This is a genomic window from Mucilaginibacter sp., assembly GCF_039207105.1.
GTDB lineage: Bacteria > Bacteroidota > Bacteroidia > Sphingobacteriales > Sphingobacteriaceae > Mucilaginibacter.
Window position 1 is genome coordinate 1 of record NZ_JBCECK010000065.1, and the last position, 15156, is coordinate 15156.

General features: G+C 44.9%; 10 protein-coding genes. 2 read left to right on the forward strand and 8 right to left on the reverse strand.

Annotated elements, in window-relative coordinates; genetic code table 11:
* The first annotated feature begins 2 nt into the window (after positions 1 to 2).
* Positions 3 to 1274 (forward strand): HAD-IB family phosphatase, encoded by a 1272-nt coding sequence (locus AAGC65_RS14405; RefSeq protein WP_343113160.1) that lies wholly within the window; start codon positions 3 to 5, stop codon positions 1272 to 1274.
* Between the two features lie 100 nt (positions 1275 to 1374).
* Here the strand turns inward: AAGC65_RS14405 and AAGC65_RS14410 are convergent, their stop codons facing one another.
* Positions 1375 to 1851 carry a universal stress protein gene (locus tag AAGC65_RS14410; protein WP_343113161.1) on the reverse strand — a complete coding sequence of 159 codons (477 nt, stop codon included), beginning with the start codon at positions 1849 to 1851 and terminating at the stop codon, positions 1375 to 1377.
* A 150-nt stretch (positions 1852 to 2001) separates the two neighbouring features.
* Here AAGC65_RS14410 and AAGC65_RS14415 point away from each other — a divergent pair, with 150 nt between their 5' ends.
* On the forward strand, positions 2002 to 2949 hold the full coding sequence (locus AAGC65_RS14415; RefSeq protein ID WP_343113162.1) for a tryptophan 2,3-dioxygenase family protein: 948 nt from the start codon (positions 2002 to 2004) through the stop codon (positions 2947 to 2949).
* Positions 2950 to 3295: 346 nt separating this feature from the next.
* Here the strand turns inward: AAGC65_RS14415 and AAGC65_RS14420 are convergent, their stop codons facing one another.
* The 7 genes from AAGC65_RS14420 to AAGC65_RS14450 form a co-directional block, all read right to left on the reverse strand.
* Positions 3296 to 5347 carry a M13 family metallopeptidase gene (locus tag AAGC65_RS14420; protein ID WP_343113163.1) on the reverse strand — a complete coding sequence of 684 codons (2052 nt, stop codon included), beginning with the start codon at positions 5345 to 5347 and terminating at the stop codon, positions 3296 to 3298.
* An 85-nt stretch (positions 5348 to 5432) separates the two neighbouring features.
* On the reverse strand, positions 5433 to 6755 hold the full coding sequence (locus AAGC65_RS14425) for an MFS transporter (RefSeq protein ID WP_343113164.1): 1323 nt from the start codon (positions 6753 to 6755) through the stop codon (positions 5433 to 5435).
* 403 nt (positions 6756 to 7158) lie between these two features.
* Positions 7159 to 8541 (reverse strand): M20/M25/M40 family metallo-hydrolase, encoded by a 1383-nt coding sequence (locus AAGC65_RS14430; RefSeq protein WP_343113165.1) that lies wholly within the window; start codon positions 8539 to 8541, stop codon positions 7159 to 7161.
* A gap of 220 nt (positions 8542 to 8761) precedes the next feature.
* Complete coding sequence (recG, locus tag AAGC65_RS14435; RefSeq protein ID WP_407940670.1) at positions 8762 to 10870, reverse strand: ATP-dependent DNA helicase RecG; 2109 nt, start codon at positions 10868 to 10870, stop codon at positions 8762 to 8764.
* 163 nt (positions 10871 to 11033) lie between these two features.
* Positions 11034 to 11411 carry a RidA family protein gene (locus AAGC65_RS14440; protein ID WP_343113167.1) on the reverse strand — a complete coding sequence of 126 codons (378 nt, stop codon included), beginning with the start codon at positions 11409 to 11411 and terminating at the stop codon, positions 11034 to 11036.
* Positions 11408 to 11551 carry a DUF6728 family protein gene (locus AAGC65_RS14445; protein WP_321562784.1) on the reverse strand — a complete coding sequence of 48 codons (144 nt, stop codon included), beginning with the start codon at positions 11549 to 11551 and terminating at the stop codon, positions 11408 to 11410. The genes AAGC65_RS14440 and AAGC65_RS14445 overlap by 4 nt, the downstream gene beginning before the upstream one ends.
* Positions 11552 to 11788: 237 nt before the next feature.
* Positions 11789 to 14959 carry an ATP-dependent DNA helicase gene (locus AAGC65_RS14450; RefSeq protein WP_343113168.1) on the reverse strand — a complete coding sequence of 1057 codons (3171 nt, stop codon included), beginning with the start codon at positions 14957 to 14959 and terminating at the stop codon, positions 11789 to 11791.
* Positions 14960 to 15156 lie beyond the last annotated feature (197 nt).

Here is a 15156-nt window from a genome sequence, read left to right on the forward strand (position 1 = left end):
TTATTGATTTCGACAGCACGTTTACACAGGTAGAGGCCCTTGACGAACTGGCCCGCATTTCTCTCAAAAACCACCCCAACCGCGAGGCTATTTACAAACAGATTGAAGATTTGACCAATGCCTCGATGGAAGGCCGTTTGTCGTTCACCCAAAGTCTGGAAAACCGCGTTAAGCTATTGGAAGCCGATCGCGATCATTTAAAGCAGCTGATCTCTTTTCTGAAGAAAAAGGTATCTACCTCGTTCTCACGCAACACTATCTTCTTTAAAAATCACCAGGATGAGGTACTCATCGTATCTGGCGGTTTTAAGGAGTTTATTACCCCCGTGGTAACCGAATACCATATTAAAAAGGAAAATATTTATGCCAATACCTTTGTGTTTGACGAAGATGGCAAGATCATTGGGTACGACAGGGAGAACCCGCTTTCGCAAGAAGGCGGTAAGGTAAAACTGCTGAAAGAGCTGCAGCTACCCGGCGATATATACGGCATTGGCGATGGCTACTCTGATTTCCAGCTAAAGGAATCAGGCATGATCAAAAAGTTCTTCGCCTTTACTGAAAACATCGAACGTAAATCTGTTGCCGAAAAGGCCGATCATATTACTCCAAGCTTCGACGAGTTTTTATACCTGAATAAACTACCCCGCGCTATATCATACCCTAAAAACCGCATCAAATGCCTGGTTGTGGGTAATGTGGACGAAGACGCGCTGGCACAGATGAAAAAGGAAGGCTACAACATACGCCACCGCGAAAGCATTGAAGAAAAGTACCTGGAAGAAGCAGGTGTTTTATTCTGCGATGAAGCTAATCAGCCAAATCCCGAGCAGATTCAAAATGCAGGCCGGCTTAAGGTAATGGGCGTTTTTGGTAAATGCAACCGCAAGCTGGCCGATACCGCTACCGAAAGCGGCATCATTATATTTGACGACCCTAAGCACAACCCGCACAATAACGATTTTATACCACGCCGGGTAATGGCTTTCATGAACGAGGGTAAAACACATACCAGCTGTAATTTCCCCGATTTGCAGCCACCGCGTGTAAGCAATGCCCACCGTTTAATACACATCCACAAAAACGTACCGGGTATATTGGCCAAAATAAACGAGGTATTTGCCCGCCACAACATCAACATAGTTGGAGAGTTTTTGGTTACCAACCCGCAAATAGGTTATGTAATTACTGATGTGAATACCGGCTATGACCCGCAGGTACTTAACGAGCTAAAAGCGATTGAGCATACCATAAAGTTCAGGTTGCTATATTAGTATGTTGTACGTGATACGTTTTACGTGGTACGTTCTGGTATTGTAAACAAAAACGTATTACGTAAAACGTATCACTTAAAACCTAACCGCTACCTAAAGCTCAGACCTCCTCCACAAACGGCACCACCATTACGGGTACGGTGGAGTGGCGTACTACTTCTTCGGCTACGCTGCCCGCTATTAGCCTGTCAAAGCCTGAACGCTTATGAGTGCCTAAAACGATCAGATCGGCTTTAAATTCTTTACTGCAATCTATTATACCGTCGGCTCTTGAACCAAATTGCTTAAATGTGGTTATTTGAAGGCCCTCCCCAAGTTCCTTTATAGTGCGCTCAATGATCAGATCTGATTGGTTGGCTTGTATTTCGGCCAGTTCAGCTTCCTGTACACCCAATGTACCATCCATAGCTATCCCTGCAAAATTATCGGCAGGGCTTGGCGGTATAATGGCGGGTTCAATAATATGAACCAAGCCTACCAAAGCATTATAGCTACGGGCAATATCAAAGCCGTATACCGCGGCGTGGCGGGCATATGGACTGTCATCAATACCAATTAATACTTTACTAATTTTCATGGGGTTTAAGGTTAGTTTTAGTATGAACCAATATACATATTTCAGGTTCAAAATACTGTTAGTTAAGACACCGGCAAGCCAAAAATGTTTGGGCTTTTTTGAGATAACTATGCTCTTCATTAGCCTACTTCATTTTTGTTATCTTTGATCATGCATTTCCATCCTGATATTGAAGATCGCCTGGCGCGCTTGCAGGAAAAATACGAAGCGATGGGGCAGGATATGACCTCCTACCTTGACGGCCTCCTGTATGCCGATTTTTTAACCTATTGGGATTATATTCATCTGGATACCTTACTGAGCCTGCAAAACCCTAAAACGCCCTTCCCTGATGAGGAGATATTTATTATTTATCATCAGATCACCGAGCTGTATTTTAAACTGGCCCTGCACGAGTGCAAACAAATTGCAGAAGCCAGGCCCTTAACCGTTGATTTTTTTACCGCGAGACTAAAAAGGATTAACCGGTATTTTGGAGCGCTTACTCAATCATTTGAGATCATGGTTGATGGGATGGAAAAAGAACAGTTCCTGAAATTCAGGATGTCATTACTTCCGGCAAGCGGTTTTCAGTCGGGCCAGTACCGCATGATCGAGATCTACGCTACCGATTTTATAAATCTGGTAGATAAAGACAAACGCTCTGAACTGCTCAACGCCTCCATTGAAGATCAATTTGAGTACCTATACTGGAAATTTGGCGCCACCGAACTATCAACCGGTAAAAAAACGCTGACACTTAAGCAGTTTGAAAAAAAGTACTCCAAAACATTCATTGACCTGGGTCGTGCCAGTGTTAATAACAACTTTAACGCCCTTGCCGAACAGTTTAAAGTCGCAGGCCAATTAACTGCTGAACTACAACACGAGCTGAAACAATTGGATATTAACGTAAACGTGAACTGGCCGTTATCACACTACAAATCGGCAGTGCGCTACCTTAATCGGGAACCCGAAGAAATCAAGGCCACAGGTGGCACCAACTGGCAAAAATACCTGCCCCCGCGTTTTCAGAAACGTATATTTTACCCATCGTTATGGACTGCCGAGGAATTGGAAAACTGGGGAAAAGCCTGGGTAGAGAGTGTGTTGGGGTGAGTTGGTGAATGGTAAATGGAGTGTAGTGAATGGTTATTCACGTCATCCTGAACCTGTTTCAGGATCTTTCTGGATGATAACTCTGCTTACTATAAGCTTAGCGCGTGGGATGCCGAAACAAGTTCGGCATGACGGCATTATAAAAAATTGAACCACTTTCGTCATCCTGAACCTTTTTCAGGATCTCTCTGGATGATAACTCTGCTTACGGTAAGCTTAGCGCGTGGGATGCCGAAACAAGTTCGGCATAACGATATTTTATATAAATGAAAAGGCCATCTGTTTCAGATGGCCTTTTCATTTATCTCTTGTAGATACACATTATATGTGTCTCTTTTTATTCAACTTACCAAACCTTTACACGCTCATTTTCTGGGCGGTAAAGTTTGTCGCCGGGTTTTACATCAAACGCTTTGTAAAACTCAGGGGTGTTTGACAATGGCCCGTTAACACGGTACATTTCCGGAGAGTGCGGATCAACGCTGATACGCATGCGCATAGTTTCATCGCGTGTTTTAATGCGCCATACCTGGCCAAAGGACAGGAAGAAACGCTGATCGGGAGTAAAGCCATCAATCTTGGTATCAGTTTTACCTTGCGGTGTCCTTTTAAATGCCTGGTAAGCGATGGCGATACCGCCTATATCGGCCAGATTTTCGCCCTGGGTAAGACTACCGTTCACATGCAGGTTGTTCAATACAGTAAACTTATTGTACTGCTCAATCATTAAGCCAACACGGGCTTTAAACTTATCGGCATCCTGTTTTGTCCACCAGTCTTTCAGGTTGCCATCTTTATCATACTGGCGGCCCTGATCGTCAAAGCCGTGGGTCATTTCGTGGCCAATTACCGCGCCTATTGCGCCGTAGTTAATAGCATCATCAGCATCCTTATCAAAGAAAGGGAACTGCAGGATACCAGCGGGGAAAACGATCTCGTTAAAAGTTGGATTGTAGTATGCGTTAACCGTTGGCGGTGTCATGCCCCATTCGGTTTTATCAACCGGCTTGCCAGCCTTTTCAATCATTTCCTTATACCTGTGGCGAGCCATTGACTGCTGGTTCTTGTAATAGGTATCTTTGGCAATTTCCACATCATCATAAGTTTTCCATTTATCCGGGTAACCTATTTTTTTGGTGAATGCAGCCAGTTTTGCCAATGCCCTTTGCTTGGTTTCGGGGCTCATCCAATCCAGCTTTTCAATGCGGTCTTTATATACGCTTTGCAGGTTGTTTACCAGATCAAGCATACGCTTTTTGGCATCAGGTGTAAAATATTTTTCAACGTACAGCTGGCCAAGCAGCTCGCCAATACCACCATCAATGGTTTCAATAACTGTTTTCCAGCGTTCTTGTTGTTGTTTCTGTCCGCTAAGGATTTTACCATTAAAATCAAAATTAGCATCCCTAAAAGCTTTACTCAGCGCGGTTGAAGAGTTATCAAGTGCAGTGAAGGTAGCTTTATCCTTCCAAACATCAATAGCTTGAGATTTCAGCAAACCATCCAATGCTTTCAAATAATCAGGCTGACCAACCAATACAGTATCGGTGTTCAGATTCATACGTTTAAAGGCATCCTTCAGGTCGATATCCGGGATTTGCTTTTGCAGATCAGCAACCGCGAATTTGTTATAGTTCCTGACAGGGTTACGCAGTTCTGTCGGCGTCAGGTGCGATTTGGCAATCAGCGTTTCCAGCTTTAAAATACCATCGGCCTTTTTACTGGCGGTAGCAGCGTCGGTGCCAGTAAGTGTGAATAGTTTAGCTATATATTTTACAAATTCGGCACGTATTTTAACCGTGGCCGAATCGGTGTTGAAGTAATAATCACGGTTAGGCAAGCTTAAGCCCGCCTGATCAAAATGGGCAATGTTTTTGGTGCTTATCCTGTCGTCGGGCGCAACATAAAAACCAAGCAAAAAGCCATCGCCATCTTTGTAGCTATCGGCAGCCAGGCTCACTAACTGCTTATAATCGGTAACGGCGTTAATTTTGGCCAGCAAAGGTTTCACCGGCTCGTAGCCCAGTTTCTCAATACCTACGGTATCCATACCGCTTGTATACAGATCGGCCACCTTTTGCTCTTTGCTGCCTGCCGGGTTTTCCTGCTTGGTTATTTGATCGAGTATGCTATGCAGATTTTTCTGGTTATCATCATTCAAAGTATAAAATGATCCCCAACCCCGCTGCGATGCCGGTATTTCGGTTTTCTTTATCCAGTTACCGCTGGCGTATTCAAAAAAGTTATCTCCCGGTTTTACCGTAGTGTCCATGCCTGCTTTATCAAAAAACACCGTACGCTTAGGAACATCATCTGCGGATGACGACTCCTTTTTTTGTTGGCATGATGCTAAAATAACAGCCGGAATAGCTGCTAAAGCCCATTTTGTGATCCTCATAATTGTTGTTGTTTAAATCAGTCTAATAAAGTCTAAGTTATAAAGTTGAATTGACAATAACTAAGACTCCATTAACACTAATCTGTTACACAGCAGGCTTCACTTCTACTTCGGGCGGTTGTATCTGATTTAAGGATAGCGGGATTAATTTTTTTGTTTTGAGATAGGTAAAGCCTACGATAAGCATGGTCATGCTGCCTCCAAATATTACAGCAGGCACCGTACCCAGCAAACGGGCGGCCGTTCCCGACTCAAAAGCACCTATTTCGTTTGATGAACCGATAAACATTTGATTCACTGCTGATACCCGCCCACGCATATGATCGGGCGTTAGTAACTGCATAATGGTACCGCGGATAATTACGCTGATGCTGTCAAAAGCACCTTCGGTAAATAAAAATACCAGCGACAAATAAAAGCTGCGCGACAAGCCGAAGCAAATGATAGAAAGGCCAAAACCGGTAACCGCGATAAGCAGGTTACGCCAGGGCTTGCCCATAGGCGAAAAGCGCGCCATCAATAGCATGGTTAATACTGCGCCTAAGGATGATGTAGCACGCATAATTCCCAGGCCCTCTGCTCCTACTTTTAATATCTCATTAGCAAATACCGGCAACAAGGCCACAGCACCACCAAAAAACACCGAGAAAAGGTCGAGGCTCATGGCGCCGATCATCATTTTATTATGGAATACAAAGTGGATACCCTCTGATAAACTTTTCCAGATGCTCTCTTTAGGAATAAATACCGGCGGGTATTTACGCAGCATAAAAACCAGCACCAATGAAATAACCATGAACACAATTATAACAGCAAAGGTCGCCGTGATACCGGTTAATCCCGGTATAATTTTATCGGCATAGCCGTAGATCAACCCTCCGGCGGCCGGGCCTATAATTGATGCTATCTGCCAGCTTGAGCTGCTCCAGGTGCTGCCATTAGGATAAATTTCTTTCGGGATGCTATGCGCGTAAACAGTAAAGGTTGCCGGGCCATAAAACGCGCGTGCAACACCGTTACAAAATATCATGCAATAAATAATAGGCACTATCCACCCGGTATGGATAATGCCACTCATACTTTTAAGTGTAACAGTAAACATTACCGATGATGTTAATATAACACCGCTGAATATGAGCAACAACATTTTACGCTTTTCGGATTTATCGGCAATGTAACCGCCATACAGGGCAATGCCAATAGCGGGTATAGCCTCGCAAAGGCCAACGAGACCAAGTGCAAAAACACTTTTAGTAACCTGGTAAATATAAAAGCCTATTACAACGGCTTGCATCTGGTATGCAAAGGTGAAACAAAAACGCATACCTACGTAAGATCTGAAATCTTTATAGCGCAATGCGGCAAAGGAATCTACTTTCTGGGGTTTACTATCGCCTTCTTCGGTCACTGTGTTGTTTTTACTGAGCCGCAAATTTACAACACCACTTCGGAATATGGTAACATGATTTAAGGATTTGATTGGATTTTTTATTGGAATGGTTGAAAATGTGGCTTAGTCTTTTCTTTGAGAAAGTAAAGCCTTTGATTAGATATTCTCTCCCACGGGGAGGGGTGCAGTGGTTTGTGTTATGGCAGGGAGGAGTTCTACGCATTTATCACGCCGTTACAAAACCCCTCCCTACACCCTCCCAGGGGAGGGAATCGCACAACCCTTCGCTTTTATTGACGCCATGTTTAATTATATGCTAATATCTTCACGAAGAAGGTCGCACTACCCTTACAAAACAAAAAAGAGACGCATGTGATGCGTCTCTACAGTATCTATGTTAACCTAAGTTCAGACAAAATTGTTACAAACCATGCTGATCTATCAGGTAAATAAATGCGGCTATGCCGGCTGCACCTAATTGCAGCTCGCGCTTGTTCACGTTCTCGAAAACATCATTCGGGGTATGGTGTATATCAAAATAACGCTGCGAATCCGGGCGGAAACCTATCAGCGTAATTCCCGGTAGTTTTTCTTTCAGTGGTTCAATATCCGTACCGCTACCTCCGGCCACCAGGCGGTCAACTTCGTAAGGTTCCAGCAGGGCTTTATATTTATCGTTAATATTTTTCAGGAAATCTTTTGATGCGCCATCAAAACTGAAACCCCGCGGGGTAAAACCGCCTTCGTCGGTTTCAATGGCGGCGATATGTTCTTCTTTGTTTTGGGCGGCAAGCTCGGCATATTTCAATCCACCTTTGTGGCCGTTCTCCTCGTTCATGAAAAATACCGCTCTGATAGAGTTTTTAGGGCGATAACCCGTTGCTTTAAATATCCGTAGCACCTCGGCCGATTGCATTACACCTGTACCATCATCATGGGCACCTTCGGCCAGGTCCCATGAATCAAGGTGACCACCTACGCTGATGAATTTATTCGGGTTTTCGGTGCCGGTCAGTTCACCGATTACGTTGTATGATAACACATCGGGCAGTAGCTCGCAGCTTTGTTTAAAGTAAAATTTAATCAGCGGCAGTTTACGCAAACGCAGCATATTACTTAATTTATTAGCTGCCCTGGTTGATATGGCCGCGGCCGGTATCAATTTAGTACCCGGAGTAGCCAGCGTAGCACCGGTATGCGGATAATCATCATCGGCACTGGTAAGTGAACGTACTATAACGCCTACCGCGCCGTATTTAGCAGCAGCGGCAGGGCCTGCAAATCGTTGATCGCCGGCTGTACCGTAGGCCTGACCAGCCTCAATAAATCGTTCATCAAATGCGCGGTTGAAGAAAACGATCTTACCTTTAATAACACTTTCGCCCAGAGTTTCCAGCTCTTTCAGACTACGCACCTCTACCACATTGGCTGTGATGCCCTCTTTTGGTGTAGCCACCGACATACCCAGAGCCGCAATAGCAACCGGGATGCGGGTTTTGCCATCAATAATAAAGGCGGTTTCTTTTGCTCCCCGTACCCAGTGCGGCACCATTACCTCCTGTAAATAAACCTTATCAAAACCGTAGCCTTCCATCAGCTTTTTGCTCCACTCCACCGCTTTTTGAGCGTTGGCAGAACCACTTAAACGCGGACCAATATTTTTACACAGGTAACGCAGGTTTTCGTAGGCCTTACCGTTAACCAGAGCCTCGTCATAAATTTTGCGGATATTTAATGAATCCTGCGCATGCAGCAGACTGGCCGACGCGAAAAGAGCAGTCAGCAATAGGGAGAGTTTTTTCATTTGTATATAAGATCAGTTTCAACAAATGTAATATTTTGAAGGAAGAATTTGGATAACGTTCCGATAACATCCTGTTGTCTTTTACCGCTGCCGCAAGCGTCCTGCTTGTGGTAATTATGACAAGACAAATAGGTTGGCTATTATACCACAAGCGGGACGCTTGCGGCAGCGCTTTTTTCTTTCGCTCTCCCCCGCACTCGCTCCCTCTCTATCTAAACCATTAGGAAATCTTATCCCAGCTTAAACCGGAGTTATTACCCTGGAAAGCATGGTGCAGAATTTGGTTTTCGGGAAGGGCCAGTTGAGGGTCTTTTTCAAATATTTGCTCTACGCTTTTACGAACTTTGATCAACAGTTCCTGATCGGTGGCCAGATTGGCTACTTTTAAATCGAGCACACCGCTTTGCTGAGTCCCCTCCAGGTTGCCCGGGCCTCGCAGTTGCAGATCTATCTCCGATATTTCAAAACCGTTATTGGTTTTCACCATTGTATCGAGCCTGATCTTGCCATCATGGCTAAGCTTATGGCTGCTCATCAAAATGCAATATGATTGCTCGGCACCGCGCCCTACCCTGCCTCGCAGCTGGTGCAATTGCGATAAACCAAAGCGCTCAGCATTTTCAATGATCATCACCGAGGCGTTAGGCACATTTACCCCAACTTCAATTACCGTAGTTGCCACCATGATCTGAGTTTGCTCTTTAATGAAACGCTGCATTTCGAACTCTTTTTCGGCAGGTTTCATTTTGCCGTGCACTATACTAATGTTGTAAGTGGGTGCAGGAAACTCGCGTGACATGGCCTCAATACCATCTTCCAGGTTCTTCAGATCGAGCTTTTCACTTTCCTGTATCAGTGGGTATACCACATAAATCTGCCGGCCCAGCGCAATTTCCTGTTTCATGAAACCAAACATGCGCAAGCGCTGGTTTTCATAAAAATGAACGGTTTTGATAGGCTTACGACCAACCGGCAATTCATCAATTACCGATACGTCCAGATCGCCGTACAGCGTCATGGCCAGTGTACGGGGTATTGGCGTTGCCGTCATCACCAAAATATGCGGCGGGATAATGTTTTTGCGCCATAATTTAGCCCTTTGCTCTACCCCAAAACGGTGCTGTTCGTCAATTACTACAAAGCCAAGGTTTTTAAACTGCACCTTATCTTCAATCAGGGCATGAGTACCTATTAGTATTTTCAGGTCGCCGTTTTCCAGGCGTTCATGCAGTACTTTACGGTCTTTTTGTTTGGTGGAGCCGGTGAGCAGGGCCACTTCAATAAAATCATCGCCCACCAAACCCTTTATAGTTTGATAGTGCTGTGTGGCCAGAATTTCGGTAGGCGCCATAATGCAGGTTTGGAAGCCATTATCAACAGCGATCAGCATACTCATCAGCGCTACTACGGTTTTGCCGCTGCCCACATCGCCCTGCAGCAGGCGGTTCATTTGTACACCCCGCTGGGTATCCAGCCTGATCTCTTTCAGCACTCGTTTCTGCGCATTGGTAAGTGGAAAGGGAAGTTTATGATGGTAAAAATCGTTGAAATAATGGCCTACCGTGTTGAATACATTCCCCTTAAACTTTTGCGTATGCAGCAGTTTATTACGCAGCAGCTTAAGCTGAAGAAAAAACAGTTCTTCAAATTTCAGGCGAAGGATGGCTTCGTTCAATAAATTGGCATCGGCCGGGAAATGGATATTGCGGTAAGCATCGGCCCGGTTAATGAGCTTGAATTTATTAACGATGTATAAGGGTAAATTCTCGCGGATATCTTTAGCATGCAGTCCCAACAATACCGAGGTAAGTTTCTGGATACCCTTGCTATCCAGCTGAAACTGTTTGAGTTTTTCGGTAGAATTATATACCGGCTGCAAAGTGGCATTCCCTTGTCGTTGCATATTGGCCGGGGTGTAGGCCTCCATCTCCGGGTGGGCCATTTGCGCCTGCCCGTTAAAAAATCCGGGCTTGCCAAATATGATATATACCTGTCCCGGTATCAATGTTTTCTCGATCCAGGTGATACCTTTAAACCATACCAGTTCCAGCACGCCGGTATCATCCTTGGCGTTAACCACCAGGCGCTTAGTGTGCTTTTCGCCCAATACCTGTTTATTAACAATACGGGCAAGCACCTGTACATAAGGCAGATCGGCCTGAATGTCTTTTACCTTATAAAAACGAGTACGGTCAATATATCTGAAAGGAAAGTGCCGAAGCAGATCCTCGAAGTTAGCCAAGCCTAATTCCTTTTTCAAAACCTCGGCCCGGGATTGGCCTGCACCTTTTAAGTATACAAGTGGTGTTTGAAAAGGATCCAAAAGAATGTCGCTTTAAATGGTTTTACAACGTCATTGTAAGAGCCCCTCTAAATCTCCCCCTTTGGGGGAGATTTTAAGAAAGTATTTAAAAGCCCTCTCCTTTGGAGAGGGTTGGGTGAGGCTTCGTACCTCGCAATGACGTTGGCTATTTATTAAAAAAATTGGCTAATTATTTTACCGCAATTACCGATATCTCCACATTTACGCCTTTTGGCAATGCTGATACCTGTACGGTTTCTCGGGCTGGGAAATTTGAAGTAAAGTAAGTTCCGTAGACCTCGTTCACCTGGCTAAAATTGCCCATATCTGTTAAAAATATGCTGGTTTTAACAATGTTTTCAAAACCGATACCTGCTTCGGTCAGGATGGCTTTCAGGTTTTCCATTACCATTTTTGCTTCGTCGGTTATGCCGGTGGTAACCAGTTCGCCGGTTGCAGGATTAAGTGGTATCTGGCCCGATACAAATACGAAATTGCCGGCTATGGTAGCCTGGCTGTATGGCCCTATTGGGGCTGGCGCGTTATTGGTGTTTACTATTGTCATCATTTTTTAAATATGAACACTTGTATCAGCTTGTAAATTATCCCTGCCAAAAACATGAGGATAGCTAATGCATTAATAAAATGCATAATCCGCAGATTGATGTTTGTTGGTCTGTTGGGATCTTTTTTTCTGAAGAAATACATATTACAAAACTAATAAAATTTATGGTTGGCCGCTTATCAACTCACCCCGACATCGCTACGCTTGTCGACCCTCTCTTCAGCTTCGCTGGAAAGAGGGTGAAGCAATAATTTCTTTGCTCTTTTGTCTTTTATCCTTAATCCATTTTCCCTACCCTCTTTCCGCCAAAGGCGAAGAGAGGGTGGTCCAGCGAAGCGTAGACCGGGTGAGTCTTTACCATGCAAATCAAAGATTCCCTTCTACTCCTCCTCTTCCTCCGCTACAATTCCCAGTATCTCATCAACCTGTTTAAAGTTGCTTTTTACAAAGTGGCACCAGTCGCATTCTTTTTTGCCGCAGCCGGTATTAAAATCATGGGCCATTATTTTGGCGTAGGTATCTTTGATCTGTCCGCTTACAATTTCAATATCGTCGGGTGTTATCACAAACTTTTCACGGTGGTATTCGCCTTCGCTTACGGGCTCCACAAAATCAAATACGGTGCTTACAACCTCCCAGTCATTGGTACGGTCATGGTCAACCAGTATTTTGTAAAAAACGCCCTGGCGCCAGTAATCGCCGCCGTTGGGGGCATCAAACGTTGGGCGCAGCAGTTTGTCCTTGGCATTTTTGAGCTTGCCGGTTTTATAATCCACTACAGTTACGTGTTTGCCATCAAACTCCATCTTATCCAGGTTACCTTTTATCGGTACGCCGCCAATCTCAATGTTTTTGATGGTACGTTCGGTTATGGCTACTTTGTTCCAGTTGTTAACATTTTGCTCATAATACGGCGGCAATATTTTTTCGCCGTAGGCCAGGCGCAGTTTAAATTCTTCTTTGGTAAACGAATCACGGTTGCGGGCCATGTACCATCGAAATTCATTCATGAACTGCTCGGTTGATAAAAACTCGTCGCCATTATCCTTCAGCAGCCTATACGTTTTGTTGAGCGCCCAGTGTACGGCCTGCCCAAACGTGGCCGACGGACTTTTACCCGATGGCACCCGGATCAAACACTGAAAATAAAACCTCAGCGGGCAATCCAGGTAATTGCTCAGATGCGTTACCGATAGCGTATAGTTTTGCAGCAGCTGATTTATATAGTTTTTATCCAGCAGCTCAACCTTTGGCTTTTCGGCCTCGCTAAACTGGGTCATGTAAAAACCAAGCATGGTTTCTTCGGTAACTTTAGGGTATTGCACCTGCAAATCGGTACTGGCTAAAATTTCGCCGATGAACTGGCTTGCTTCCTGATCCTTTGCATTTTTATCCTTGCCGGCGTAAGAGATATTGAGGTGCTGCTTGGCACGGGTTATAGCCACATAAAACAGGCGACGGGCCTCCTCCCGTTGGGCAATATCGTCGGATGCGGTTTGGGTCAAGGTATCCGGGTAGCTGAAACCATTGTTACGGCCCTTGCTGTCCCAGGTACGTTTATCGCAGCCTATAAAAAATACGTGCTCAAATTCCAGCCCTTTTGAGCCGTGGGCAGTTAAAAAGTTAACGCCATTATCAGAAAATATCACCTGGTTCAGATCAAGCCTGATGCTGTTTTTCTTCATCAGGTCGATAGTAGCTATTAGGTCGGGCAGTTTTATTTCCGGATTTTTGCGGCTTTCATCTTTCAGGAAATCAAAAAAACTGGTGAGCATCTGCATGTGGCCACCTTTATCGGTTTGCTGCATAATGTATCGCAGGATACCCATTTTGGCTATCACATCCTGAAAAAACTGCTGCAGCGTTACACTCAGGGCCGATTTGATGAGCTCATCAATATTATTGATTAGATACTTCATCTCCACATACTTGTTTGGATCAAACAGATCGGCCTGTGCGGGCAGGCGCATCTCGCTCACGTAACGGCGGATGGAGGTTTTGGGTTTGTTGTTGCTTACAGCGCCATAATTTTCTTTAGATACCGCGATGCTGGCTTTAGCAATTTCGATGGGTGCGATGCTGAAAAAATCATAGTGCATGATCTCGAACAGCAGCTCATCACCACTATACGGCGAATCGATCTCCATAGCCAGATAACGTAGTATATTGATGATCTTTTCGCCGAAAGGCTGGGTAAGCACATCAATTTTGCGTTTGGTGTTTACCGCTATCTTTTGTACATCAAGATATTTGATCATTTCCTCCACCTGGCTGTGGTTGCGATATATTACTGCCACCTCGCCTGGGGCCACGCCATCATCTATCAGTTGTTTGATACGGGCCGATACATCAACCAATTCCTGATCGGGGTTTTCGTACTCTCGTATCACCGGCTCAACCGTAAGCTTAGTAAAACGGCCATGCGAGGCACGCAAGTCTTTATCCAATTTTAGCTGACTGGTTAATCTTTCAAAGTTATTGTTGATGAGCGCCTTTGAAATATCCAGGATATGCTGGTTGGAGCGATAATTATGCTTAAGCACCACGGTATGCAGGGTATCCACATAGTCGGTAGCAAAATCGAGGATGTTTTTCATGTTGGCGCCCTGAAACTTAAATATCGACTGGTCATCATCGCCCACTACAAACACATTGGGTACGTCCCAATAATTCAGTAAAAAGCGCAGCAGCTCGTTTTGCGATCCGCTGGTATCCTGAAACTCATCAACCAGAATATACTGGTACCGTTCCTGGTATTTGCGCAATATCTCTTCATTATTGGCAAAAGCACGAAGCACCCAAATGATCATGTCGTCATAATCATAACGGCCACGGGCCTTCATTTTAGCATCGTAGTTTTTGTATTCACGTACGGCTGCCACCAGCTTTTTCATTACCTCATGGGCGGCGTCAATATCCTTCTGTTTAAGGTCGCCTACCTTTATACCGGTTTTGGCATTGGCGCGTTTGTATATGAATTCCTCGCGATTGGGCAGATCGTCCAGATATTCCTGAACAGCACGCTCAATCATTTCGGCATTCCAGTTCTCGCGTTTCATGGTCGAGAAGAGGTCTTTCAGACGTTTGGTATCGTAGTAAATATCGCCGGTAAAGCGTTTGAGCAGGTGATCATTATCAAACTCATCAACCAGCTCACGAAACAGCATGGCCGATTCCAGATCAGATAGTGATTCTAAATTCAGTTTGCCGAAATACTCCAGGTTTTCCTGGATGATCTCGTTACAAAAAGCGTGGAAGGTATATATGTTGATGCGATAGGCATCTGGGCCAATAAACTCAAACAGGCGTTTGCGCATGGCTACCGCGCCGGCATCGGTATAGGTAAGGCACAGGATCTCGTTGGGCAGGGCATCGGTATCGGTTAGTATTTTACCTATACGCGCGGCTAATATCTGCGTTTTACCCGTTCCGGGACCGGCTACTACCAACACCGGACCATCCATTTTATTTACCGCGGCCAGCTGCTCGGGGTTTAACCCTACCAAAGCCGCCTGAAATTTATCGTTATACTTGTTTAAGTTGGATTGCATAATTGTTGAGTAAAACTACGGAAAAGGCGATGGGATGTCAATTGCTAATTTGCTAATATTTTTAGACATAGCGCAAAATACTCATCCCGACGACGTTTCGCCGGTCGCCCCTCTCTTCGGCTGCGTTGGAAAGAGGGTGATTTAAAAAATTTGTCATTGCGAGGAGGAACGACGAAGCAATCGCGAACCGTGCAAGT

Bases quoted from the DNA above. Each gene is read 5' to 3' on its own strand.
- AAGC65_RS14440 (WP_343113167.1), bottom strand. From the start codon at position 11,411: ATGATGACAATAGTAAACACCAATAACGCGCCAGCCCCAATAGGGCCA.
- AAGC65_RS14420 (WP_343113163.1), bottom strand. From the start codon at position 5,347: ATGAGGATCACAAAATGGGCTTTAGCAGCTATTCCGGCTGTTATTTTA.
- AAGC65_RS14445 (WP_321562784.1), bottom strand. From the start codon at position 11,551: ATGTATTTCTTCAGAAAAAAAGATCCCAACAGACCAACAAACATCAAT.
- AAGC65_RS14430 (WP_343113165.1), bottom strand. From the start codon at position 8,541: ATGAAAAAACTCTCCCTATTGCTGACTGCTCTTTTCGCGTCGGCCAGT.
- AAGC65_RS14410 (WP_343113161.1), bottom strand. From the start codon at position 1,851: ATGAAAATTAGTAAAGTATTAATTGGTATTGATGACAGTCCATATGCC.
- AAGC65_RS14450 (WP_343113168.1), bottom strand. From the start codon at position 14,959: ATGCAATCCAACTTAAACAAGTATAACGATAAATTTCAGGCGGCTTTG.
- AAGC65_RS14415 (WP_343113162.1), top strand. From the start codon at position 2,002: ATGCATTTCCATCCTGATATTGAAGATCGCCTGGCGCGCTTGCAGGAA.